This window comes from Pseudomonas putida (genome assembly GCF_028682395.1).
In the GTDB taxonomy this organism is placed as follows: domain Bacteria; phylum Pseudomonadota; class Gammaproteobacteria; order Pseudomonadales; family Pseudomonadaceae; genus Aquipseudomonas; species Aquipseudomonas putida_AB.
Genome location: NZ_JANHLC010000005.1, coordinates 232,578 through 257,086, shown reverse-complemented (window position 1 = coordinate 257,086; position 24,509 = coordinate 232,578). Strand labels below are relative to the sequence as shown.

20 protein-coding genes are annotated in these 24,509 nt (G+C 60.1%); 17 read left to right on the top strand and 3 right to left on the bottom strand.

What is annotated here, in order from left to right; genetic code table 11:
- Nucleotides 1-63 precede the first annotated feature (63 nt).
- From dnaE to ispD, 8 genes are all read left to right on the top strand, one after another.
- Nucleotides 64-3,585: a DNA polymerase III subunit alpha gene (gene dnaE, locus NPS46_RS15050; protein ID WP_274108461.1), complete on the top strand. Its 3,522-nt coding sequence runs from the start codon at nucleotides 64-66 to the stop codon at nucleotides 3,583-3,585.
- 136 nt (nucleotides 3,586-3,721) lie between these two features.
- Nucleotides 3,722-4,669, top strand: a complete 948-nt coding sequence (locus NPS46_RS15045) for an acetyl-CoA carboxylase carboxyltransferase subunit alpha (RefSeq protein ID WP_274108460.1) — start codon at nucleotides 3,722-3,724, stop codon at nucleotides 4,667-4,669.
- Between the two features lie 75 nt (nucleotides 4,670-4,744).
- Nucleotides 4,745-6,070, top strand: a complete 1,326-nt coding sequence (gene tilS / locus NPS46_RS15040; protein ID WP_274108459.1) for a tRNA lysidine(34) synthetase TilS — start codon at nucleotides 4,745-4,747, stop codon at nucleotides 6,068-6,070.
- A gap of 273 nt (nucleotides 6,071-6,343) precedes the next feature.
- Nucleotides 6,344-7,975 carry a CTP synthase gene (locus tag NPS46_RS15035; RefSeq protein WP_274108458.1) on the top strand — a complete coding sequence of 544 codons (1,632 nt, stop codon included), beginning with the start codon at nucleotides 6,344-6,346 and terminating at the stop codon, nucleotides 7,973-7,975.
- A 5-nt stretch (nucleotides 7,976-7,980) separates the two neighbouring features.
- Entirely contained in the window at nucleotides 7,981-8,826 is an 846-nt protein-coding gene (gene kdsA, locus NPS46_RS15030) for a 3-deoxy-8-phosphooctulonate synthase (protein ID WP_274108457.1), read from the top strand.
- Between the two features lie 155 nt (nucleotides 8,827-8,981).
- On the top strand, nucleotides 8,982-10,271 hold the full coding sequence (gene eno, locus NPS46_RS15025) for a phosphopyruvate hydratase (protein WP_274108456.1): 1,290 nt from the start codon (nucleotides 8,982-8,984) through the stop codon (nucleotides 10,269-10,271).
- A 171-nt stretch (nucleotides 10,272-10,442) separates the two neighbouring features.
- Nucleotides 10,443-10,721, top strand: coding sequence for a cell division protein FtsB (gene ftsB, locus NPS46_RS15020; RefSeq protein WP_274108454.1), 279 nt, complete (start codon nucleotides 10,443-10,445; stop codon nucleotides 10,719-10,721).
- The gene (gene ispD, locus NPS46_RS15015) at nucleotides 10,718-11,425 is read left to right on the top strand and encodes a 2-C-methyl-D-erythritol 4-phosphate cytidylyltransferase (protein WP_274108452.1); all 708 of its coding nucleotides are present in this window, start codon (nucleotides 10,718-10,720) and stop codon (nucleotides 11,423-11,425) included. The genes ftsB and ispD overlap by 4 nt, the downstream gene beginning before the upstream one ends.
- Before the next feature lie 10 nt (nucleotides 11,426-11,435).
- Here the strand turns inward: ispD and NPS46_RS15010 are convergent, their stop codons facing one another.
- Nucleotides 11,436-12,332: a LysR substrate-binding domain-containing protein gene (locus tag NPS46_RS15010; RefSeq protein ID WP_274108450.1), complete on the bottom strand. Its 897-nt coding sequence runs from the start codon at nucleotides 12,330-12,332 to the stop codon at nucleotides 11,436-11,438.
- Nucleotides 12,333-12,450: 118 nt separating this feature from the next.
- Here NPS46_RS15010 and NPS46_RS15005 point away from each other — a divergent pair, with 118 nt between their 5' ends.
- The 8 genes from NPS46_RS15005 (at nucleotide 12,451) to rpoS (ending at nucleotide 19,616) form a co-directional block, all read left to right on the top strand.
- A complete protein-coding gene (locus tag NPS46_RS15005) occupies nucleotides 12,451-13,563 on the top strand; it encodes an S-(hydroxymethyl)glutathione dehydrogenase/class III alcohol dehydrogenase (protein ID WP_274108448.1) in 1,113 nt (370 codons plus the stop codon).
- Between the two features lie 59 nt (nucleotides 13,564-13,622).
- Nucleotides 13,623-14,468: an S-formylglutathione hydrolase gene (gene fghA, locus NPS46_RS15000; RefSeq protein WP_274108447.1), complete on the top strand. Its 846-nt coding sequence runs from the start codon at nucleotides 13,623-13,625 to the stop codon at nucleotides 14,466-14,468.
- A 53-nt stretch (nucleotides 14,469-14,521) separates the two neighbouring features.
- Entirely contained in the window at nucleotides 14,522-14,995 is a 474-nt protein-coding gene (ispF, locus tag NPS46_RS14995) for a 2-C-methyl-D-erythritol 2,4-cyclodiphosphate synthase (RefSeq protein WP_274108446.1), read from the top strand.
- Nucleotides 14,992-16,050, top strand: a complete 1,059-nt coding sequence (gene truD, locus NPS46_RS14990; RefSeq protein ID WP_274108445.1) for a tRNA pseudouridine(13) synthase TruD — start codon at nucleotides 14,992-14,994, stop codon at nucleotides 16,048-16,050. The genes ispF and truD overlap by 4 nt, the downstream gene beginning before the upstream one ends.
- The gene (surE, locus tag NPS46_RS14985; RefSeq protein ID WP_274108444.1) at nucleotides 16,038-16,787 is read left to right on the top strand and encodes a 5'/3'-nucleotidase SurE; all 750 of its coding nucleotides are present in this window, start codon (nucleotides 16,038-16,040) and stop codon (nucleotides 16,785-16,787) included. Before truD ends, surE begins: the two co-directional genes overlap by 13 nt.
- Nucleotides 16,788-16,828: 41 nt before the next feature.
- Complete coding sequence (locus NPS46_RS14980) at nucleotides 16,829-17,464, top strand: protein-L-isoaspartate(D-aspartate) O-methyltransferase (protein WP_274108547.1); 636 nt, start codon at nucleotides 16,829-16,831, stop codon at nucleotides 17,462-17,464.
- Nucleotides 17,465-17,669: 205 nt separating this feature from the next.
- Nucleotides 17,670-18,506, top strand: a complete 837-nt coding sequence (locus NPS46_RS14975; protein WP_274108443.1) for a peptidoglycan DD-metalloendopeptidase family protein — start codon at nucleotides 17,670-17,672, stop codon at nucleotides 18,504-18,506.
- Between the two features lie 105 nt (nucleotides 18,507-18,611).
- Nucleotides 18,612-19,616, top strand: coding sequence for an RNA polymerase sigma factor RpoS (rpoS, locus tag NPS46_RS14970; RefSeq protein ID WP_274108442.1), 1,005 nt, complete (start codon nucleotides 18,612-18,614; stop codon nucleotides 19,614-19,616).
- A gap of 489 nt (nucleotides 19,617-20,105) precedes the next feature.
- On the opposite strand, the gene fdxA is transcribed toward rpoS, so the two are convergent.
- Nucleotides 20,106-20,429, bottom strand: a complete 324-nt coding sequence (fdxA, locus tag NPS46_RS14965; protein WP_274108441.1) for a ferredoxin FdxA — start codon at nucleotides 20,427-20,429, stop codon at nucleotides 20,106-20,108.
- Between the two features lie 142 nt (nucleotides 20,430-20,571).
- Nucleotides 20,572-23,151 (bottom strand): DNA mismatch repair protein MutS, encoded by a 2,580-nt coding sequence (mutS, locus tag NPS46_RS14960; protein ID WP_274108440.1) that lies wholly within the window; start codon nucleotides 23,149-23,151, stop codon nucleotides 20,572-20,574.
- 195 nt (nucleotides 23,152-23,346) lie between these two features.
- On the opposite strand from mutS, the gene NPS46_RS14955 reads away from it, so the two are divergent.
- On the top strand, nucleotides 23,347-24,072 hold the full coding sequence (locus NPS46_RS14955) for a LexA family transcriptional regulator (RefSeq protein ID WP_274108439.1): 726 nt from the start codon (nucleotides 23,347-23,349) through the stop codon (nucleotides 24,070-24,072).
- The last annotated feature ends 437 nt before the right edge of the window (nucleotides 24,073-24,509 follow it).

Genomic DNA, 24,509 nt, shown 5'->3' with positions numbered 1-24,509 from the left:
GTTTTAATCAAGGCCCGGTACAATCCGGGCCTTGTCGTTTTCACGCCTATACACAGGATCACTATGCCGGCTTCATTCATTCACTTGCGCCTGCACACTGAATACTCCCTGGTCGATGGCCTGGTGCGGATCAAGCCGCTGGTCAAGGCATTGGCGGGCTTGAATATGCCGGCCGTGGCGGTGACCGACCAGAACAACATGTGTGCGCTGGTCAAGTTCTACAAAACCACCATGGGCGCGGGGATCAAGCCGATCTGCGGTGTCGACCTGTGGCTCGCGAATAAGGATCCCGATGCGCCGCTGAGCCGGATCAGCCTGTTGGCGATGAATCCGCTGGGTTATCGCAACCTGACTGAGCTGATCTCGCGCGGGTTTATCGACGGCCAGCGTAACGGCATGATCATCATCGAGCGCGAGTGGGTCGCTGAAGCCAGCGACGGCGTGATCATGTTGTCGGCGGCGAAGGAAGGCGAGATCGGCCAGGCGCTGATCAGTGGCAATCCCGAGGAGGCCGAAGCGCTGACGCGCTACTGGATGAGCGTGTTCCCCGAGCGTTTCTATCTGGAAGTCCAGCGCACCAGTCGTCCCAACGACGAAGAGCAGTTGCACGGCGCCGTCGCCCTGGCCGACAAGCTGGGCGCACCGCTGGTGGCGACCAATGATGTGCGGTTTATCCGCCGCGAAGATTTCGAGGCCCATGAAACGCGGGTCTGCATCGGCGAAGGGCGGGCGCTCGACGATCCGCGCCGCTCGAAAAACTACAGCGACCAGCAGTACCTCAAAAGCGCCGAGGAGATGGCTGAGCTCTTCAGCGACCTGCCCGAGGCCCTGGCCAACACGGTCGAGATCGCCAAGCGCTGCAATATCGAAGTGAAGCTGGGCAAGCACTTCCTGCCCAACTTCCCGATTCCCGATGGCATGACCATCGACGAGTACTTTCGCAAGGTCTCGTTCGACGGCCTGGAGGACCGCCTGGCGGTTCTGTTGCCGCGTGACACTACCCAGGATTACGAAGCCAAGCGCCAGGTCTATGTCGATCGGCTGAATTTCGAGCTGGATATCATCATCCAGATGGGCTTCCCCGGTTATTTCCTGATCGTGATGGACTTTATCCAGTGGGCCAAGAACAACGGCGTGCCGGTGGGGCCTGGCCGGGGGTCGGGTGCCGGCTCGCTGGTGGCCTATGTGCAGAAGATCACCGACCTCGACCCGCTGGAATATGACCTGCTGTTCGAACGTTTCCTGAACCCGGAACGGGTATCGATGCCCGACTTCGACGTCGACTTCTGCATGGATGGCCGTGACCGGGTCATCGACTATGTGGCCGAGAAGTATGGCCGTAACGCGGTCAGCCAGATCATTACCTTCGGTTCCATGGCGGCCAAGGCGGTGGTGCGTGACGTCGCACGGGTGCAGGGCAAGTCCTATGGGCTGGCCGACCGGCTGTCGAAGATGATTCCGTTCGAAGTCGGCATGACCCTGGAAAAGGCCTACGAGCAGGAAGAGATTCTTCGCGACTTTATCAAGGTCGATGAAGAGGCCGCGGAAATCTGGGAGATGGCACGCAAGCTTGAGGGCGTGGTACGTAACGTCGGCAAGCACGCCGGGGGCGTGGTGATTGCGCCGACCAAGCTGACCGACTTCTCGCCGATCTACTGCGATGAAGAGGGTGATGGCCTGGTCACCCAGTTCGACAAGGATGATGTCGAGGCGGCGGGGCTGGTGAAGTTCGACTTCCTGGGGCTGCGGACGCTGACGATCATCGACTGGGCGCTCAAGACCATCAACCGCGATCGCGCCAAGGTCAACGAGCCGCCGCTGGATATCGCCTTTATCCCCTTGGATGACAAGCCGACCTATTCCCTGCTGCAAAAAGCCGAGACCACCGCGGTGTTCCAGCTTGAGTCGCGGGGTATGAAGGAGCTGATCAAGAAGCTCAAGCCCGACTGCCTGGAAGACCTGATCGCACTGGTGGCCCTGTTCCGACCGGGGCCACTGCAGTCCGGCATGGTGGATGACTTTATCAACCGTAAGCACGGGCGTGCCGAACTGGCCTACCCGCACTCGGATTATCAGTACGACGGGCTCAAGCCCGTACTAGCACCGACCTACGGCATTATCCTGTACCAGGAACAGGTGATGCAGATTGCCCAGGTCATGGCCGGCTACACCCTGGGTGGTGCCGACATGCTTCGTCGGGCCATGGGTAAGAAAAAGCCCGAGGAGATGGCCAAGCAGCGCGGCGGGTTTATTGAGGGCTGCGCGACCAACAATATCGATGCCGACCTGGCCGGTAACATCTTTGACCTGGTAGAAAAATTCGCCGGTTACGGTTTCAACAAGTCCCACTCGGCAGCCTATGGCCTGGTCTCCTACCAGACCGCCTGGCTCAAGGCGCATTACCCCGCGCCCTTTATGGCGGCAGTACTGTCTGCGGATATGCACAACACCGACAAGGTCGTGACCTTGATCGAGGAAGTGCGGACCATGAAGCTGCGCCTCGATTCGCCGGACGTGAATACCTCCGAATTCAAGTTCACCGTGAACGACGATGGCCGTATCGTCTATGGCCTGGGCGCGATCAAGGGCGTCGGCGAAGGCCCGGTGGAAGCCATTACCGAGGCGCGCCAGGATGGTCCCTTCAAGGATCTGTTCGATTTCTGTGCACGGGTCGACCTCAAGCGCATCAACAAGCGGACCCTCGATGGCCTGATTCGCAGTGGCGCGCTGGACCGTCTCGGCCCGTACTTCCATGACGAGCCCAAGGCCTATCAGGCCAGTATCGACCAGAACCGTGCAGTCCTGCTGGCGGCGATGGAAGAGGCGATCAAGGCGGCGGAGCAGACGGCCCGTACCCATGACAGCGGCCATGCCGACCTATTTGGCGGGTTGTTTGTCGAGGAAGACGCCGATGTCTACGCCAACCATCGCAAGGCCAAGGAGCTGACGCTCAAAGAGCGCTTGCGGGGCGAGAAGGAAACCCTGGGCCTGTACCTGACTGGCCACCCGATTGACGAATACGAGGGCGAGATCCGTCGCTTTGCCCGTCAGCGGATCATCGACCTGAAGCCGGCGCGCGATACGCAGACGGTGGCGGGGATGATCATCAACCTGCGGGTGATGAAGAACAAGAAGGGCGACAAGATGGGCTTCATCACCCTGGACGACCGTTCGGCGAGGATTGAAGCGTCATTGTTTGCCGATGCCTTTCAGTCGGCGCAGTCGCTGCTGCAGACCGATGCGATGGTGGTGGTCGAAGGCGAAGTCAGTAACGATGATTTCTCCGGTGGCCTGCGCTTGCGGGTCAAGCGCGTGATGAGCATGGAAGATGCGCGGACCAACCTTGCCGAAAGCCTGCGCCTGAAAGTGCGTGACGAGGCGCTCAAGGGCGAGCGTCTGAACTGGCTGGGCGACCTGCTCAAGCAGCACCGTGGTGCCTGTCCGGTGACGATGGAGTACACCGGCAGTGATGCCAAGGCCATGCTGCAGTTTGGCGATGGCTGGCGAATCGACCCGGCGGACAGCTTGATTCAAGCCCTGCGTGACCAGTTCGGGCGAGACAACGTCTTCCTCCAATACCGTTAGGCTGGCGAAGCCATTATTTCGCCATGACCTTGACCCTAATTTTTAATCTCGACCTGAACGCGCCATATCCCGTAAGGTATGGTGCGATACAGATCAACCGGCCGGCCGCTAGGCCGTCGACCCAAGACGGACGCCTATGAACCCGAATTTTCTTGATTTCGAACAGCCGATTGCTGACCTGCAAGCCAAGATCGAAGAACTGCGCTTGGTCGGTAACGATAATTCGCTGAATATCGGTGATGAAATCGCTCGCCTGCAAGACAAGAGCAGCACCCTGACTGCGGATATCTTCGGCAAGCTGACCAGTTGGCAGATCGCCCGCCTGGCTCGCCATCCGCGTCGCCCTTACACCCTCGACTACATCGAGCATATCTTCACCGAATTCGACGAATTGCACGGTGACCGGCATTTCTCCGACGATGCCGCCATCGTGGGTGGGATCGCGCGCCTGGAAGATCAGCCGGTCATGGTGATCGGTCACCAGAAAGGCCGTGAAGTGCGTGAGAAGGTTCGCCGCAACTTCGGCATGCCCCGTCCCGAGGGCTACCGCAAGGCGTGCCGCCTGATGGAGATGGCCGAACGCTTCAAGATGCCGATCCTGACCTTTATCGATACCCCGGGCGCGTACCCGGGCATCGATGCCGAAGAGCGCAACCAGAGCGAAGCCATCGCCTGGAACCTGCGTGTCATGTCGCGTCTGAAGACGCCGATTATCGCCACCGTTATTGGTGAAGGCGGTTCGGGCGGTGCATTGGCCATTGGTGTCTGCGATCAGCTCAATATGCTGCAGTACTCCACCTATGCGGTTATCTCTCCGGAAGGTTGCGCGTCGATTCTCTGGAAGACCGCCGAAAAAGCCCCGGATGCCGCCGAAGCCATGGGCATCACCGCCGAGCGCCTGAAGGGCCTGGGTATTGTCGACAAGGTGATCGGCGAACCGCTGGGCGGTGCGCACCGTGATCCGGCTGCCGCGGCAGAGTCGATCCGCCAGGAGCTCAGCTCGCAGTTGAAGATGCTGAAGAAGCTCGACCATGATGCGCTGTTGGCGCGTCGCTACGAGCGTCTGATGAGCTACGGTCTCTAACAGCCGTCTCCCGTAGGAGCGAGCTTGCCCGCGATGTTCAGCGATAAGCTCGCTCCTGCACAGGTTCTATGATCGATGAAGCCTGACCCTGTTCTAGCCGCCAGGCTGCTTCACACCCTCGCTCCCTGGCGCCAGGCTCGTACTTGGTATATCGCCTTGTCCGGTGGTCTCGACTCCACCGTCCTGCTGCATCTGCTCGCCCATCTGGCGACGTCCCATGACCTTCCCACGCTGCAAGCCCTGCATGTCCACCACGGACTGCAAGCGGCGGCAGACGCCTGGCCAATGCATTGTCAGGCCATTTGCGATGAGTTGGGCGTGCCCTTGCAGGTGCTTCGGGTGAGCGTGGCGGAGCAGGCCAGTGTCGAGGGCGCGGCGCGTGAGGCTCGTTATCGGGCACTGGGGGCCGTGGTCGGCAGCAATGAATTGCTGCTCACGGCTCAGCATGCGGACGATCAGGCGGAAACCCTGCTGTTCCGCCTGCTGCGCGGTGCGGGTGTCAGGGGGGCAGCGGCAATGCCGGTGCAGCGTCCACTGGGGGCGGGCTATCTGGTCCGGGCCTTGCTGGAGGTGTCACGCGCCGAGTTGGAACGGTATGCCCGCGATCATGGCTTGCGTTGGGTGGAGGATCCGACCAATGGCGATCAGCAGCTGTCCCGCAACTATCTGCGTCATGAGGTTTTTCCTCGCCTGACGGCTCGCTGGCCAAGGGCGGTCGGCGCCATGGTGCGGAGTGCGGCGCATTTTCGCGAGGCCCAGGGACTGCTCGATGACTTGGCCGAGCTGGATCTGGCCACCGCTCGGCCAAGCCCGCGGCAGCCCTGGCTCGGATTGCCAGTATTGGCGCTTGCGCCCTTGGCCGCGCTCTCGCCGGCGCGTCAGCGTAATGCCCTGCGCCATTGGTTGGCGCCCTTGACGCGACTGCCGGATGCCGAGCACTGGGCCGGCTGGGAGAGCTTGCGCGACGCCACAGAAGCGGCAACGCCGCTCTGGGCGCTGGCGGACGGCCAGTTACACCGGGCCGATGGTCATCTCTGGTGGCTCCCGGCGGGTTGGCAAGAGCCGTCGCTGAGTGCACTGACGTGGGCGCGTCCCGAGCTACCGTTGGTGTTGCCAGGCAATGGCGCGTTGTCGATCAGTGGCCAGTGTCCGTCCTGTGTCCTGCAGGTTCGCTATCGTGAGGGCGGCGAGGTGATGCAGTTGCCGGGGCGCGGTCGACGAGACCTCAAGCGGCTGCTCAACGAGCAGGGAGTACCGCCTTTTCTGCGTGGCAGATTGCCGCTGGTCTACCGGGAAGGACATTTGGTGGCGGTGGCAAACCTGCCTGGGCTCAATGCTGACGGCCCCGCGAGCTGGAATTTGCATTGGCAGCTACCAAAGAGCGATCAAGGTTTGAGCTGAAAGGGGCTTTCCGGTAGACTACGCTCCCTTCTTGATACAACTTCTGTGGATTCGCCTGAATCGCAGGAGTTGCCGATTACCAAGCAGTCTTTGCTGGGCGATTCTAAAAATGTGTAGCGCGTACCGCACCGGGATTTTTCTCTTCCGGTCTGTTTCAACGCAGCAGTTTTTCGAAAGGTGCACTGTGATTAATGCAGGTGATCGGGGGCTTCGGCCTTCCTTCGCTTTCCCCGGCGGCACTGACCGCTTTAACGCAGATTTCTAGGGTTTTTCATGACGCGCTACATCTTCGTCACGGGCGGTGTTGTTTCTTCATTGGGGAAGGGCATCGCCTCGGCTTCATTGGCAGCCATCCTGGAGGCGCGGGGACTTAAGGTCACCATGCTCAAGCTGGACCCCTACATCAACGTCGATCCGGGCACCATGAGCCCGTTCCAGCACGGTGAAGTGTTCGTCACCCACGACGGCGCCGAAACCGACCTGGACCTGGGCCACTACGAGCGGTTTATCCGCACGACCATGACCCAGAACAACAACTTCACCACCGGCCGCGTCTACGAGCACGTATTGCGCAAGGAGCGTCGTGGTGACTACCTGGGTGCGACCATCCAGGTGATCCCGCATATCACCGACGAAATCAAGCGCCGGATTATCAAGGGCGCGGGCGATGCCGACGTGGCCATGGTCGAGATCGGCGGCACGGTCGGTGACATTGAGTCGCAACCGTTCCTCGAAGCCATCCGCCAGTTGCGTGTCGAAGTCGGCGCCAAGCGCGCGATGCTGATGCACCTGACGCTGGTGCCGTACATCGCCACTGCTGGCGAGACCAAGACCAAGCCGACCCAGCACTCGGTGAAAGAGCTGCGCTCCATCGGCCTGCAGCCTGACGTCCTGATCTGCCGCTCCGACCATCCGGTGGATGTGTCTTCGCGTCGCAAGATCGCGCTGTTCACCAACGTTGAAGAGCGTGCGGTGATTTCCCTGGAAGACGTCGACACCATCTACAAGATCCCGGCCGTGCTGCACGCCCAGGGTCTGGATGATTTCGTCGTCGAACGTTTCGGCCTGCAATGCGGCGGTGCCGATCTGTCCGAGTGGGAAAAAGTGGTCGACGCCAAGCTCAATCCCGAGCATGAAGTCACCATCGCCATGGTCGGCAAGTACATGGAACTGCTGGATGCCTACAAGTCGCTGATCGAAGCGATGAGCCATGCTGGCATTACCAACCGTACCAAGGTCAACCTGCGCTATATCGATTCCGAAGATATCGAGAACCAGGGCACTGGCCTGCTCGACGGTGTCGACGCGATCCTGGTGCCTGGCGGCTTCGGCCTGCGTGGCGTGGAAGGCAAGATCACCGCCGTCCAGTACGCTCGCGAGAACAAGGTGCCTTACCTGGGTATCTGCCTGGGCATGCAAGTGGCCGTGATCGAGTTCGCACGTAACGTGCTGGGCTGGAAAGACGCCAACTCCACCGAGTTCGACCGCACTAGCGCTCATCCGGTCGTGGGTCTGATCACCGAGTGGGAAGATGCCACTGGCGCGGTCGAAACCCGTACCGAAGCGTCCGATCTGGGCGGCACCATGCGCCTGGGTGCGCAGGATTGCCAGCTGGAAGCCGGCTCCCTGGTGCACGACTGCTATGCCAAGGACGTGATCGTCGAGCGTCACCGTCATCGTTATGAAGTGAACAACAATCTGCTGCCGCAGTTGATCGAAGCGGGCCTGAAAGTGTCCGGCCGCTCCGGCGACGGCGCGCTGGTCGAAGTGGTCGAGGCGCCGGATCACCCATGGTTCGTGGCTTGCCAGTTCCACCCCGAGTTCACCTCGACGCCACGTGACGGCCATCCGCTGTTCAGCGGCTTCGTCAAGGCAGCACTGGCGCAACATCAGAAGAAGGCGTGATCGTAATGGCGCAGAAGATCATCCGCGTAGGCAATATTGAAATTGCCAACGATAAGCCGATGGTACTGTTCGGCGGCATGAACGTGCTGGAAAGCCGTGATATGGCCATGCAGGTCTGCGAAGAGTATGTGCGGGTTACCGAAAAACTGGGTATCCCCTATGTGTTCAAGGCCAGTTTCGACAAGGCCAACCGCTCTTCCGTGACCTCTTACCGTGGCCCCGGCCTGGAAGAGGGCATGCGGATCTTCGAAGATGTGAAGCAGGCCTTTGGCGTGCCGATCATCACCGACGTGCATGAGCCGGCCCAGGCGGCGGTGGTTGCCGAGGTCTGCGAGATCATCCAGCTGCCGGCGTTTCTGTCGCGTCAGACGGACCTGGTCGTGGCGATGGCCAAGACCGGTGCCGTGATCAATATCAAGAAGGCTCAGTTTCTCGCGCCCCAGGAAATGAAACATATCCTGAGCAAATGCGAAGAAGCCGGGAATGACCAACTGATCCTCTGCGAACGTGGTTCGAGTTTCGGCTACAACAACCTGGTGGTCGACATGCTCGGCTTCGGGATCATGAAGCAGTTCGAATATCCGGTGTTTTTCGATGTGACCCATGCGCTGCAAATGCCTGGCGGTCGTGCGGATTCCGCCGGTGGTCGCCGGGCCCAGGTCACCGACCTGGCCAAGGCGGGCATGAGCCAGGGGCTGGCCGGTCTGTTCCTTGAGGCCCATCCGGACCCGGACAATGCCAAGTGCGACGGCCCTTGCGCCTTGCGCCTGGACAAGCTGGAGCCATTCCTGGCCCAGCTCAAAGCGTTGGATGAACTGGTGAAGAGTTTTCCGACGGTAGAGACCGCGTAACCCGCGATTCTCCGGTAAAGTACCGCACGATTTTCGCTCTGGCCCTCGGGCCGGGGCCTTATCGTCTGCAAGTCTGCCCGCTGCTCAATCCTTGCCGACGATAAAAGTTTTCCTTCAGCTGCGTCGTTTTCGTCAACTTTGGAGTGTTTACAACAATGGCAAAAATCGTCGACATCAAAGGTCGTGAAGTTCTCGACTCCCGTGGCAACCCCACTGTGGAAGCCGATGTGCTTCTCGATAACGGCATCATCGGCAGCGCCTGCGCGCCGTCCGGTGCCTCCACCGGCTCGCGTGAAGCACTTGAGCTGCGTGATGGCGACAAGAGCCGCTACCTGGGCAAGGGTGTGCTGAAGGCCGTGGCCAATATCAACGGCCCGATCCGCGAGTTGTTGCTGGGCAAGGATCCTGCTGACCAGAAGGCACTGGACCACGCGATGATCGCGCTGGACGGTACCGAGAACAAAGGCAGCCTGGGCGCCAACGCAATCCTCGCCGTCTCCCTGGCCGCCGCCAAGGCTGCCGCCCAGGACCAGGACCTGCCGTTGTATGCGCACATTGCCAACCTGAACGGGACGCCAGGCGTTTACTCCATGCCTGTGCCGATGATGAACATCATCAACGGTGGCGAGCATGCCGATAACAACGTCGATATCCAGGAATTCATGGTTCAGCCGGTGGGCGCTAAGTCGTTCTCCGAAGGCCTGCGCATGGGCACCGAAATTTTCCATCACCTCAAAGCTGTATTGAAGGCCCGTGGCCTGAACACCGCAGTGGGTGATGAAGGTGGTTTCGCCCCGAACCTGGCGTCCAACGAAGATGCCCTGGCCGCCATTGCCGAAGCCGTGGCCAACGCCGGCTACACGCTGGGTACCGACGTGACCCTGGCCCTCGATTGCGCGGCCAGCGAGTTCTACGAAGATGGCAAGTACAACCTGGCTGGCGAAGGCCAAGTGTTTGATGCCGCCGGTTTCGCTGACTACCTGGCGGGCCTGACCCAGCGCTATCCGATCATCTCGATCGAAGATGGCCTGGACGAGTCCGACTGGGCTGGCTGGAAAATCCTGACGGACAAGATCGGCGAGAAGGTTCAACTGGTCGGCGACGACTTGTTCGTGACCAACACCAAGATCCTGAAGGAAGGCATCGACAAGAAGATCGCCAACTCCATCCTGATCAAGTTCAACCAGATCGGCACCCTGACCGAAACCCTGGAAGCCATCCAGATGGCCAAGGCAGCCGGTTACACCGCCGTGATCTCCCACCGTTCCGGTGAGACCGAAGATTCGACCATCGCCGACCTGGCCGTGGGTACTGCGGCTGGCCAGATCAAGACGGGTTCGCTGTGCCGCTCCGACCGCGTTTCCAAGTACAACCAATTGCTGCGTATCGAAGAGCAACTGGGTGCCAAGGCCAAGTACAACGGTCGTGGCGAGTTCCGCGGCTAAGCCAGAGATGGTAAAAAGACAGCGGATGGTGTCGTAAATATCGCCATTGCCGGGCGTTTGGCACTAATCTGATGCTCAATCAGCACAAAGCCTGGGTCTTCCAGGCTTCGTGCTGTTGGTCGTATCAAAGTTGTCGGCACGGCTGTTTTATTAGTGGATACCTGAAATTCGATGCGCAGTCCCAATTGGTTGTTCCTCGTCTTGCTTCTGCTGCTGGCTGGCCTGCAGTACCGCCTTTGGGTGGGTAATGGAAGCCTGGCGCAGGTTGCCGACCTGACTCAGCAGATTGCTGACCAGCACGCCGAGAATGAGCGTTTGCTGGAGCGTAATCGTGTGCTCGACGCCGAAGTGCTTGAGTTGAAAAAAGGTATGGAGACCGTCGAAGAGCGGGCTCGCCACGAACTGGGCATGGTCAAAGAGGGCGAAACCCTCTACCAGTTGGCCCAATGATTTCCTCGTCACCGGCCTTCTGGGCCGTGATTCCTGCCGCGGGCGTTGGTGCCCGCATGGCCGCTGACCGCCCCAAGCAATACCTGCAACTGGGCGAACAGAGCATTCTCGAACACAGCCTTGGCTGCTTCCTGGACCACCCCGGCCTGCAAGGCCTGCTGGTTTGCCTGGCCGCCGACGATCCCTACTGGCCATCCCTGAGCCTGGCGGGCGATCCGCGTATTCAGCGGGTCGACGGTGGCGCGGAGCGCTCCGGCTCGGTGCTCAATGCCTTGTTGCATTTGCATGCCCAGGGGGCGGATGAGCAGGATTGGGTGCTGGTCCACGATGCGGCGCGGCCCAATCTGTCACGCAATGACCTGGACAAGTTGCTGTTCGAACTGGCCGATGATCCGGTGGGCGGTCTGCTGGCCGTGCCGGCCCGCGATACGCTCAAGCGTGCCGATCGGCATGGGCGGGTGGCCGAGACGGTTGATCGCAGTTCGATCTGGCAGGCCTATACACCGCAGATGTTTCGCCTGGGGGCCTTGCACCGCGCCCTGGCCGACAGCCTGGTGGCTGACGCGACGGTCACCGATGAGGCTTCGGCAATGGAATGGGCCGGGCACGCGCCCCGGCTGATCGAGGGGCGTTCGGACAATATCAAGGTCACGCGTCCCGAGGATCTGGAGTGGCTGCGCCTGCGCTGGCGCCAGCGCAACTGAAGTCCACGGGCTAGGCCTGATACTCGGGCCGGCTGGCCAATCCCTGCTTGAGATAGTCCACCAGCTTGCGCACCTTCGGTGAGAGGTGCCGCTGCTGTGGGTAGAGTGCCCAGACGGCCGTGTTGGGCGGTTGGTGAGCTTCGAGCAGGGAGATCAAGCGGCCGTTTTGCAGATGTTCAAGCACGTAATAGTCCGGTAGCTGGCACAAGCCGACGCCTTCGAGCGCCGCATCGAGCACCGCCTGCCCGCTGTTGCAGCGCCAGTTTCCCTGGACCCGCTGGGAAAATTCCCGGTCATTCTGTTGCAGTTGCCAGATATCCGAACTGCCGATCAGGCAATTGTGGCGACTCAACTCCGACAGGCTATGGGGACGACCATAGCGCTCCAGGTAGGAGGGCGAGGCGCACAGATACATGCTTCGAGGAGCGAGGCGCGTCGCCACCAGCCGTGAGTCCTGCAGGCGTCCGAGCCGAATGGCCAGGTCGAGCCCTTCGTGTACCAGGTCGAGGGGGCGATTGCTCAGTTCGATATCCACCCGCAACTGTGGATACAGCCCCATAAAGCGTGTCACCAGCGGGACGATAAAGCGCTCGCCGTAGGCTACGGCGCAGGTCATGCGCAACATACCCTTAGGCTCGCTGGCCAGATCGCTTACGGCGCGCAGTGCCTCTTCGCGACCGTCTTGCAGACGTTGACAGTGCAAGAGAAAGGTCTGTCCAGCTTCGGTCAGCGTCACGCGCCGAGTACTGCGATAGAGCAGGCGCGTTTGCAGGCGTTCTTCCAGGCGCACGATCTGTCGACTGATATGCGACGACGACACCCCCAGGCGTTGCGCCGCCGCGGTGAACTGGCTGCATTCGGCAACGGCGACGAACTCGTCGATACCTTCCCAGCGATTGTCAGTCATGGCGCCGTCATTCCGATTGTCCCTGTGTAGCAATAATGTTTTGCTTTGGGCCTGATTATTCACCAAACGATGATGATTTACACTGTACCCATCGTTTTCACTGTATGGGAGAAGCTGGATGATCAAGTCACGTGCTGCTGTTGCTTTCGAAGCCAAGAAACCGCTGGAGATCGTCGAAGTCGATGTGGCCATGCCCCAGGCCGGGGAAGTGCTGTTGCGGGTTGTCGCGTCCGGTGTTTGCCATACCGATGCCTACACCTTGTCCGGGGCTGACCCGGAGGGGATCTTCCCGTCGATTCTTGGCCACGAAGGCGGGGCGATTGTCGAGGCCATCGGCCCAGGCGTGACCTCGGTGGCGGTGGGCGACCATGTGATCCCCCTGTACACCCCGGAATGCGGCCAATGTAAATTCTGTCTCTCGGGCAAGACCAACCTTTGCCAGGCGATCCGTGCGACCCAGGGCAAGGGCCTGATGCCCGATGGCACTTCGCGTTTCTCCTACAAGGGCGAGACGATTTTCCATTACATGGGCACCTCGACCTTCTCCGAGTACACCGTTCTGCCGGAAATCTCCGTGGCCAAGATCGCCAAGGATGCGCCGTTGGAAAAGGTCTGCCTGCTGGGTTGCGGTGTGACCACCGGGATCGGCGCCGTGATCAATACCGCCAAGGTCAAGCCCGGCGACACCGTGGCGATCTTCGGCCTCGGCGGCATTGGCCTGTCGGCAGTGATCGGAGCGGTCAAGGCCAAGGCCAGCCGTATCATTGCCATTGATATCAACCCTGCCAAGTTCGAGATCGCCCGCCAACTGGGCGCGACCGACTGCATCAACCCCAAGGACTACGATCGCCCGATCCAGGAAGTCATCGTCGACCTGACGGATGGCGGCGTGGACTTCTCTTTCGAGTGCATCGGCAATGTGCAGTTGATGCGTGCCGCCCTGGAATGCTGCCACAAGGGCTGGGGCGAGTCGGTGATCATCGGTGTCGCGGGCGCGGGCCAGGAAATCTCTACCCGCCCGTTCCAACTGGTGACCGGTCGCGTCTGGCGCGGTTCGGCCTTCGGCGGCGTGCGCGGGCGTACCGAGCTGCCGAGCTATGTCGACATGGCTCAGAAGGGCGAAATTCCGCTGGATACGTTCATCACCCACACCATGGGCCTGGAAGATATCAACAAAGCGTTTGACCTGATGCATGAAGGCAAGAGCATTCGCACTGTCATTCATTTCTGAAAAGCAGCTGCAAGTGGTTAGCTTAAAGCGCTAACCGCTTGGCGCTTGGAGCGGCTCTTATGTCCCTAGAGAATCTGTCGTGCCAGAAGAGCTTCGGTGGCTGGCATAAACGCTATAAACATCGTTCCTCAACCCTGGGCTGTGACATGGTCTTTGCCGTGTATCTGCCGCCCCAGGCCGAGTTGGATCGCAAGTTGCCGGTGCTGTACTGGTTGTCGGGGCTGACCTGCACCGACGAAAACTTTATGCACAAGGCCGGTGTGCAGCGTATTGCCGCCGAATTGGGCCTGATTATTGTGGCGCCGGATACCAGCCCGCGCGGGCCTGGGGTCCCGGGAGATCCGGATAACGCCTGGGACTTCGGTCTGGGCGCCGGGTTCTATCTCAATGCCACACAGGAACCTTGGGCCCAGCACTATCGGATGCACGACTATGTGGTGCACGAACTGCCTGCTCTGGTCGAGGAGCATTTCCCTGCTTCGCAGCGACGCGGTATCAGTGGCCATTCCATGGGCGGGCATGGCGCGCTTGTCTGTGCACTGCGCAATCCAGGGCGTTATCAGGCGCTGTCGGCATTTTCGCCGATCTGCAATCCGATGGATTGTCCTTGGGGGCAAAAGGCTTTTTCCCGTTACCTGGGCGAGGAGCGTGCGCGCTGGCGTGAGTGGGATGCCACGGTACTGATCGCTGAAGCGGGTGAGCAACTGCCGATACTGGTGGATCAGGGCGATCGGGATGACTTCCTGCAGACCCAGCTCAAGCCCGAGGCCCTGCAGCAAGCCGCGCGATTGGCAGGGCATCCGCTGACGCTGCGTCTGCAGCCCGGCTATGACCACAGCTATTTCTTCATCGCCAGTTTTATCGAAGACCATCTGCGCCATCACGCTGCAGCTCTTAGCGGCTAATGTCGGACAAAATAGGTAGAATTGCGCCCTGACTCTATCGGGGCGTTTTTTTTATGCGTATTGGCCACGGCTATGATGTGCACCGTTTCGCCGAAGGCGATTTCATTACTCTGGGTGGGGTTCGGATCGAGCATCACCACGGGCTGTTGGCACATTCCGATGGCGATGTCGTGCTCCATGCCTTGAGCGACGCCTTGTTGGGCGCTGCGGCGCTGGGCGATATCGGCAAGCACTTTCCGGACACCGATCCACGTTTCAAGGGGGCAGACAGCCGCGTGCTGCTGCGTCATGTCGTGTCCCTGATCAAGGCCAAGGGCTGGAAGGTCGGTAATGTCGACAACACCATTGTTGCCCAGGCGCCGAAGATGGCCCCGCATATTGAATCGATGCGCGCGCTGATCGCGGCGGATCTTGAAGTTGAGTTGGATCAAGTGAATGTAAAAGCCACCACCACGGAAAAGCTCGGTTTCACCGGGCGTGAAGAAGGTATCGCCGTGCACAGCGTCGCCTTGTTGCTGCGCTCATGACCGAACTTGAACTGCTCGGCCCATGTGCCTGGGGTGAAGCCCTGGGCAGCGCGGTACTCAAAGCGACGGCGGAAGATTTCCAAGTCGATGAAGTGCTGGACATTCCCTTGAGCGGCGACGGCGAGCACCTGTGGCTCTGGGTGGAAAAGCGCGGCCTGAACACCGAGGACGCTGCCCGGCGCATCGCCAAGGCCGCCGGTGTTGCGCTGCGTACGGTCAGCTATGCCGGTCTGAAGGACCGCCAGGCGCTGACGCGCCAATGGTTCAGCATACAACTGCCGGGCAAGGCCGACCCTGACCTGAGCGCGGCGCAAAGCGACACACTGCGAATCCTGAAAACCACGCGGCACAAGCGCAAGCTGCAGCGCGGTGCCCATGCCGCCAATGGCTTTACCTTGCGCCTGACCCAGCTGGTGGCGGACAAAGAGGGCCTGCAGGCACGCCTGGAAATGATTGCCAGGCAAGGCATTCCCAACTACTTCGGTGCCCAGCGCTTCGGCTACCAGGGCGGTAACCTGGGAGAGGCTCGCGAATACGCGGCTCGCCAGGCGTTGCCAGAACAGCGCGCTGTGCGTTCGCGGTTGCTGTCGACAGCCCGCAGTTACCTGTTCAACCAGGTCCTGGCTGCACGAGTCGCCGATGGCAGTTGGCAGCGTGCCCAAGTCGGCGACCTGCTTGCATTTACAGACAGTCGCAGTTTTTTTCCGGCCGGTGAGGCCGAGTGCAATGATCCGCGCCTGGCCATTCTCGATCTGCATCCGACGGGGCCGTTGTGGGGCAGCGGGCCGTCGCCCGCCAGCGGCGCGGCCTTTGCGCTGGAACAGGCGACCGGTGAGCGTGAAGCGGCGCTACGCGACTGGTTGGTCCGGGCTGGAATGGAACACGAACGACGCATCCTGCGACTGCCCATTGGCGGGTTGACGTGGCATTATCCCGAGCCTGACATTCTGCAACTGGAATTCGTCCTGCCGGCCGGATGCTTCGCGACTGCTTTGGTTCGCGAACTCGTCGATCTGGTGCCGGTGGGGCAGACGGACAGCCCATGCGTATTCTGATTTCAAACGACGATGGGGTAACAGCGCCCGGTCTCGCCGCGCTTCATGCTGCGCTGGCGGATTATGCCGAGTGCGTGGTCGTTGCTCCTGATCAAGATAAAAGCGGTGCCAGCAGTTCTCTGACCCTGGACCGTCCGTTGCACCCGCAGACGCTGGCCAATGGCTTTATCAGCGTCAACGGGACCCCGACCGACTGCGTGCACCTGGGCCTTAATGGTCTGCTGGAGCACGAGCCGGACCTGGTGGTCTCGGGGATCAACCTGGGCGCGAACCTGGGGGATGACGTGCTGTACTCCGGCACCGTCGCGGCCGCCCTCGAAGGGCGTTTCCTGTCGCGGCCATCCTTTGCCTTTTCTCTGGTTTCGCGTCAGGTCGACAATCTTGCCAGTGCGGCGTATTTCGCCCGCAAACTGGTCGAAGCCCACGAATCGCTGGATCTGCCGCCGCGTACCGTTTTGAATGTGAACATCCCCAACCTGCCCCTGGAACATATCCGCGGCATTCAGTTGACGCGCCTGGGCCATCGCGCGCGCGCTGCGGCCCCCGTGCGTATCGTTGACCCGCGAGGACGCGCCGGGTACTGGATCGCCGCGGCCGGGGATGCCGAGGACGGTGGCCCGGGCACCGATTTCCATGCGGTCATGCAGGGCTATGTGTCGATCACGCCGCTGCAGCTCGATCGTACCTTCGGCGATGGCTTCAAGAGCCTCGATGGTTGGCTTGAGGGGCTGCATTGATGGCGCGAGAACAGGACGAGATGCTACGCCGTGGTATCGGCATGACTTCCCAGCGTACCCGCGAGCGGTTGATCCAGCGGCTGTATGAGGAAGGCCTGTCCAATGCCCAGGTGCTGGAGGTTATTCGGCGCACGCCACGTCATCTGTTTGTTGACGAGGCACTGGCACACCGTGCCTACGAGGACACCGCATTACCCATAGGGCACAACCAGACGATTTCCCAGCCTTATATGGTGGCGCGCATGAGCGAGTTGCTATTGGCGGCAGGTCCGCTGGACAAGGTGTTGGAGATCGGCACAGGCTCGGGCTACCAGACGGCAGTACTTTCGCAACTGGTTGAGCGGGTTTTTTCGGTCGAGCGCATCAAGGTTCTGCAGGATCGGGCGAAAGAACGTTTGCTCGAACTCAATTTGCGCAATGTGGTTTTCCGTTGGGGCGATGGTTGGGAAGGCTGGCCGGCCCTGGCGCCATACAACGGCATTATCGTCACGGCCGTGGCGACGGATGTGCCCCAGGCGCTGCTCGACCAACTGGCCCCGGGCGGCCGCCTGGTGATCCCGGTGGGGGCTGGCGAAGTCCAGCAATTGCTGCTGATCATTCGCGAGGAGCAGGGCTTCTCGCGGCAGGTGCTTGGGGCTGTGCGCTTTGTCCCGTTGCTCAATGGGCCTCTGGCCTGAGCGGCGGTTGAATTCTGCCGGCCGGCGCGGGTCTTAGAGCCGCCTTGGTGTGTTACACGCGTGTTTAATACCTGTTTATTTTTTGCCCGGTTTTTTCAGCGCCGGGTTTGGCTGTCCGTAATTGATCTGCGGCCAGTTATACTTGTGTGATATTACGGCCTTGCGAGGCATCTCCATTTTTCAGCCACCACAAAGGGAGCGGCGGGTGAGTCTCACGGTCATTGCTCAGCACATGAGAACAGCAAGCTTTCAGCGACTGGTGATCGGTCTTGCCCTCGGTGCCTTGCTGGCTGGTTGTTCCAGTACCCCAAGCGGTGGCGTCCGGGTGGTCGACCGCAACAACAATGTCGCGCCGAAGCGTCCCACCGTGACCACCGGGCAGCATGTGGTCAAGCGCGGCGATACCCTGTTTTCCATCGCTTTTCGCTATGGCTGGGACTGGAAGGCGCTGGCCGCGCGTAACAACATTCCCGAGCCTTATACGATCCATGTCGGCCAGGCGATTCGCTTTGATGGGCGTTCAACGGCAACATCGTCTGGCGTCGTGACGACGAGCTCTTCGTCAGCTTCATCGTCGAGTAAAACCACGGTCATTCGTCGACCGGTGGCGGTTGCAAGCACCGCCAAGCCACCCGCCACAGTGACCCCCACACCTGCTCCAGGGCCTGCGCCCAAAGGCTGGGGCTGGCCAGCGAACGGTATTTTGATCGGGAAATTCTCTTCAAACGGTAGTTTGAATAAAGGCATTGATATCGCCGGGGATTTGGGACAGCCTGTTTTAGCTGCGTCTGATGGCACGGTCGTATACGCCGGGAGTGGCTTGCGGGGCTACGGCGAATTAGTAATTATCAAACACAGCGATACCTACGTCAGTGCATACGGCCATAACCGTAGACTGTTGGTTCGGGAGGGGCAGCAGGTCAAAGTCGGACAGACAATTGCCGAGATGGGCTCCACGGGTACAGACCGGGTGAAGCTGCACTTTGAAATTCGCCGCCAGGGCAAGCCGGTAGACCCTCTGCAATTCCTGCCACGTCGTTGATCCGTTACCAGCCTGTTCTTTTCACGTAGAAGGAACAGGCTCAGCGTTGCCAAGGATAAAGGCGCCGCTTGAGCTTGAGGTCGAACTCAGCAAAGGACTAAAAAAATGGCTCTCAGTAAAGAAGCGCCGGGGTTTGACATCGACGATGAGGTGCTCCTGATGGAAACCGGCATCGTCCTGGATGAGTCCTCTGAAGACGAGGCTCCACCACCGTCTCCCCGGAGCAAATCAAAAAGCTCCACTGCGCTTAAGCAGCACAAGTACATTGACTACACGCGGGCGCTGGATGCGACCCAGTTGTACCTCAATGAAATCGGCTTTTCTCCACTGCTCTCCCCCGAAGAGGAAGTCCATTTCGCACGCTTGTCGCAGAGCGGCTGCCCTGCGGGGCGCAAGCGCATGATCGAAAGCAACCTGCGGTTGGTGGTCAAGATCGCCCGGCGCTATGTCAATCGCGGGTTGTCATTGCTGGACCTGATCGAGGAAGGCAACCTGGGCTTGATCCGGGCGGTTGAAAAATTCGATCCCGAGCGCGGTTTCCGTTTCTCGACCTATGCGACCTGGTGGATTCGTCAGACCATTGAACGAGCCATCATGAACCAGACGCGGACAATCCGACTGCCGATTCATGTGGTCAAGGAACTGAACGTCTACCTGCGTGCCGCGCGTGAGCTGACCCAGAAGCTCGATCACGAACCTTCCCCCGAAGAAATCGCCAACCTGCTGGAGAAACCGGTCGGGGAGGTCAAGCGCATGCTGGGGCTGAACGAACGAGTGTCCTCGGTTGACGTATCGCTGGGGCCGGACTCGGACAAGACGCTGCTCGATACCCTGACCGACGACCGTCCAACCGACCCCTGCGAGCTGCTGCAGGACGATGATCTGTCGCAGAGCATCGATCAGTGGCTGTCTGAGCTGACTGACAAGCAGCGCGAAGTCGTCATTCGGCGTTTTGGCCTGCGGGGCCATGAGAGCAGTACCCTGGAAGATGTAGGTTTGGAGATCGGTCTTACTCGTGAGCGTGTAAGGCAAATCCAGGTTGAGGGCTTGAAACGTCTGCGCGAAATTCTTGAGAAAAACGGCCTTTCCAGCGAGTCATTGTTCCAATAATCGTATTTCTAAGCGCTGCAGAAGAACCCCGACTGGTCGGGGTTTTTTTATGCCTGGTACTTTGCCGTCGAAGTTCAGCACTATTGCGAAGGATTATCTGTGAAGTGTTGTAGGCATTTGCTTACTTGCAATGTAAGTCTTTGAGGATTTTGTTGGCGGATAGCTAACCTGAGTAAATAGTCTATTTTCAACTTGTTGATTTATAAGGATATTTATTATTTTCATGTGGCCGGTGTCCGTCAGACCCATGTTGCACTTGCCTAGGAACTCTCTAATATCAGGGCTGTGCCAACGGATGGGCATCGCTATCAGGGACGGTAGTCGAAGGACGTCACAGGCAGTGACTCATCAGGATGATGAAAGGGATAAAAAGGGAAATAGGGAAAAATGTGGGCGGGTCATACCGCCCCTTTTTTTGTCTGTCGAAAAGTGGCACAGGCCATTATGCAAAAAGGCCCGCAAGGGGCCTTTTCGTGGAGGGCGTAGCGCTTAGCGCACGAGGTCTTTGATCTTGCCTTTGACGCCATCGAACTCTTCCGCATCGGGAAGAGCATCTTTCTTCTCTGTGATGTTTGGCCAGATTTCCGCCAGCTCCACATTCAACTGAATAAATTCTTGCATGTCATCCGGCACTTCATCTTCGGAGAAGATGGCTTGCGCTGGGCATTCAGGCTCACACAGTGCGCAGTCGATGCACTCATCCGGGTGGATCACCAGGAAGTTCGGGCCTTCGTAAAAGCAGTCCACCGGACAGACTTCTACGCAGTCGGTGTACTTGCACTTGATGCAGTTGTCGGTGACGACGAAGGTCATTTCTAATTCTCTCCTCAGGCGGCGGCAGCGAAACCTGATCGGCACAGGCTCGCATGGTTCGGGAGCGATAGTCTGCGAACCAGGCTAATAGCCCGCAGCATCCCAAACCGCGCGAGATTCTATCAGCTTGCGGCGCTGTGCGTTAGATCCGTGTCTTCAATGTATAGAGCATTTCCAGGGCACGGCGTGGCGTCAGATCGTCCAGATCGAGCTTGGCCAGCTCGTCCAGGACCGGATGGGGCAGGCTGGCGAACATATCGCTCTGCTGTGGCGCCGCGCTCTTGCCCCGTTTGGGAGAGCTCACTTCGTGGGGCAGGCTGCTGGTTTCCAGGCGGCCAAGGTGTTCCCGGGCCCGCAAAATGACCTGCGTGGGGACCCCGGCCAACTGCGCAACTGCCAGGCCATAGCTCTGGCTGGCAGGCCCCGGCAGCACGTGGTGCAGGAACACGATGCGTTCGTTGTGCTCGGTCGCGTTGAGATGCACGTTGGCCACCAGCGGCTCACTCTCCGGCAGGACGGTCAGCTCGAAGTAGTGAGTGGCGAACAGCGTGTAGGCGCGCAGCTGGGCCAACCGTTCCGCGGCGGCCCAGGCCAGCGACAGGCCGTCGAAGGTGCTGGTCCCGCGGCCCACTTCGTCCATCAGCACCAGGCTGCGGTCGGTGGCGTTGTGCAGGATATTGGCGGTCTCGCTCATTTCCACCATAAAGGTCGAGCGGCCACCGGCGAGGTCATCGCTGGAGCCGATCCGGGTGAAAATGCGGTCGACCAGCGACAGTTCGCAACTGGCGGCCGGGACAAAGCTGCCGATATGGGCCAGCAACACGATCAGGGCGGTCTGGCGCATATAGGTGGATTTACCGCCCATGTTCGGACCGGTGATCACCAGCATCCGGGTGTTGTCGTCCAGGGACAGGTCGTTGGCCACGAAAGGGGTGGTCAGCACCTGCTCGACGACAGGATGTCGGCCCTGGCTGATGCGCATGCAGGGTTCTTCGACAAAGCGCGGGCAGTTCAGGTCCAGCGTCAGGGCGCGTTCGGCCAGATTGCTCAGGACATCCAGCTCGGCCAGGGCCGCTGCGGTGTCTTGCAAAGGTGGCAGTTCGCCGATCATGGTTTCGAGCAGGGCTTCGTAGAGCATCTTCTCCCGCGCCAGGGCCCGGCTTTTGGCCGACAGGGCCTTGTCTTCGAAGGCCTTGAGTTCGGGTGTGATAAAGCGCTCGGCACCTTTGAGGGTCTGGCGGCGCACATAATCGGCGGGTGCGGACTCGGCTTGCTTGCTGGGCAGCTCGATAAAGTAGCCGTGGATGCGGTTATAGCCGACCTTCAGGTTGGCCAGGCCCGTGCGGGCCTTCTCCCGGGCTTCCAGGTCGATCAGGAACTGGCCGGCGTTTTCGCTCAGGGCCTGCAGTTCGTCCAGCTCGGCGTCGTAGCCGGTTTTCAGAACGCCGCCGTCGCGGATCACGGCCGGCGGGTTATCGATAATCGCCCGCTCCAGCAGAATCGCCAGCTCCGGGTAGGTGCTGGTGGTGATGGCCAGCTGTTTGAGGTGGGGCGCTTCGAGCTCGAGCATGCCGTCCTGCAACTGCGGCAGGGCGGCCAGTGCGTCACGCAGCCTGGCCAGGTCCCGTGGGCGGGCATTACGCAGGCCGATACGGGCCAGGATGCGCTCGATATCGCCGATTTCCTTCAGCTGCGGTTGCAGCTTCTCGAAGCGATAGGCCTCGAGCAGGCAGGCGATGGAGTCCTGGCGCGACTGCAATACCTTGAGGTCGCGCAGCGGGCGGTTCAGCCAGCGGGTCAGCAAACGGCTGCCCATGGCGGTCTGGCAGCGATCGACAACCGATTGCAGTGTGTTGTCGCGCCCGCCGGCCAGATTGGTGTCCAGCTCCAGATTGCGCCGGCTGGCGCCGTCGAGCACCACAGTATCGTCGAGGCGCTCGTGGCGCAGGCTGCGCAGGTGGGGCAGGGCGGTGCGCTGGGTTTCCTTGGCATAGCTGAGCAGGCAACCGGCTGCGCCGATGGCCAGGGTCAGGTTTTCGCAGCCAAAGCCTTTAAGGTCCTGGGTGGAGAATTGTTGGCAGAGGCTTTTGTGCGCCGAGTCGCGCTCGAAGTCCCAGGGCGCGCGACGACGTACGCCGCGGCGTTTCTCGGCGGGCAGGCCCTGGGGCCAGTCATCGGGAATCAGCAACTCGACCGGGTTGACCCGCTCCAGCTCTGCCAGCAGGTTTTCCCAGCCCTTGATTTCCAGCACGCTGAAGTTGCCGCTGGTGATATCCAGCACCGCCAGGCCAAACAGGCGTTCATCGCCCAGGACGGCGGCGATCAGGTTATCGCGGCGTTCATCGAGCAGTGCTTCATCGCTGACCGTGCCTGGAGTAATGATCCGCACGACCTGGCGGTCTACCGGGCCTTTGCTGGTTGCTGGGTCGCCGACCTGCTCACAGATCACCACCGATTCGCCCAGCTTGACCAGCTTGGCCAGGTAGCCTTCGGCGGCGTGGTAAGGAATCCCGCACATCGGAATCGCCTGTCCGGCTGACTGCCCACGGGCGGTCAGGGTGATATCCAGCAGTTTGGCGGCCTTTTTCGCGTCCTCGTAGAAGATCTCGTAGAAGTCGCCCATGCGGTAGAACATCAGCTGATCGGGGTGCTGGTTCTTCAGGCGCCAGTACTGCTGCATCATCGGGGTGTGGCCGGACAGATCGGTAGTCGATTTACTCATTGGAAGGCTTAGGCGGATTCGTCGAGAGTGAGGGGCAAAGTCAGGCTGCAAGCCAGGCTTTTTGCGATGGGCGCAAGGTTACCACGCCCACTCCAGCCTTCGCAGGGATGGCCTTTTGTCTCGCAGTGGGTTTTTATCCGCAGATATGCAAATTTGCATTTGCGCGCCAGGGCAAAGCCCAGCAATATTGCGCCTATGCAAAAGCGCACTGTATCTATCGTCCTACGAGAACTGCTCGATCGCGATGGCATCTCCCCTACGGAGTTGCATCGGCGTACCGGCGTTCCTCAATCCACTCTGTCGCGAATTCTCAGCGGCAAGATCGTCGACCCTTCGGATAAGCATATCTCGAAGATCGCCGAGTATTTTCGCGTCAGTACCGATCAGTTGCGTGGCCGTGCCGAGATCGGCAATACGTCGGGACCGTCGGTGCATTCGGAACTCAAGGACATAAGCCTGTGGGATGACGAAACCCCCGTCGATGATGACGAGGTGTCGATCCCCTTTCTTCGCGAGGTTGAATTGGCTGCTGGATCAGGAAGATTCGTTATCGAGGAAAGCGAGAAGTCCAGCCTGCGTTTTGGCAAGCGGAGCCTGCGGCACAACGGTGTGCAGTTCGATCAGGCCAAGTGCGTGACGGTGCGCGGCAACAGCATGCTGCCGGTGCTGCGCGATGGCGCCACGGTCGGGGTCAATGCCGGCAAGTGCGCGATTGGCGATATCGTCGATGGCGATCTCTATGCGATCAACCATAACGGCCAGTTGCGGGTGAAGCAGTTGTACCGGCTACCGACCGGCATACGCCTGCGCAGCTTCAATCGCGATGAGCATCCGGACGAGGACTACAGCTTCCAGGAGATGCAGGACGAGCAAATCAGCATCCTCGGTCATGTCTTCTGGTGGGGTATGTACGCCCGCTAGTCACTCCCGCTAGAGAAAAAACCCACGCATGCGTGGGTTTTTTTACGCCCGAAATAAAGACCAAACCCCTGATTTCACAAGGATTAATGCGTTTGTGCATTTTTTGTCCGGAAAATAAATGCATTTGTGCATTGACTGTATATGCATACATGCATAATCTCAGCCCCAAGCCGGCCGAAACCGGCGCAGAAAAGGCGGCGACGCCTGGGGTGACCCGAAGCTCTTTAGTGGTACGCAAGTAGGCAGCGATGAACGAGCCTTGATCGTTCAGAGGGTTGGCAACTGACCCGGGTGTGCAGCGTAAAGCACCGTAAACAGTTATCCGGCGGACAGGGTCGCGGTCGGAGGAACAATTTGAATCGATCCGTACCGCGCCAGTAGCGCCGAACGATCAAGAGCCACGCATTACTGAAAAGCCTGGGTGACCGGGCTTTTTG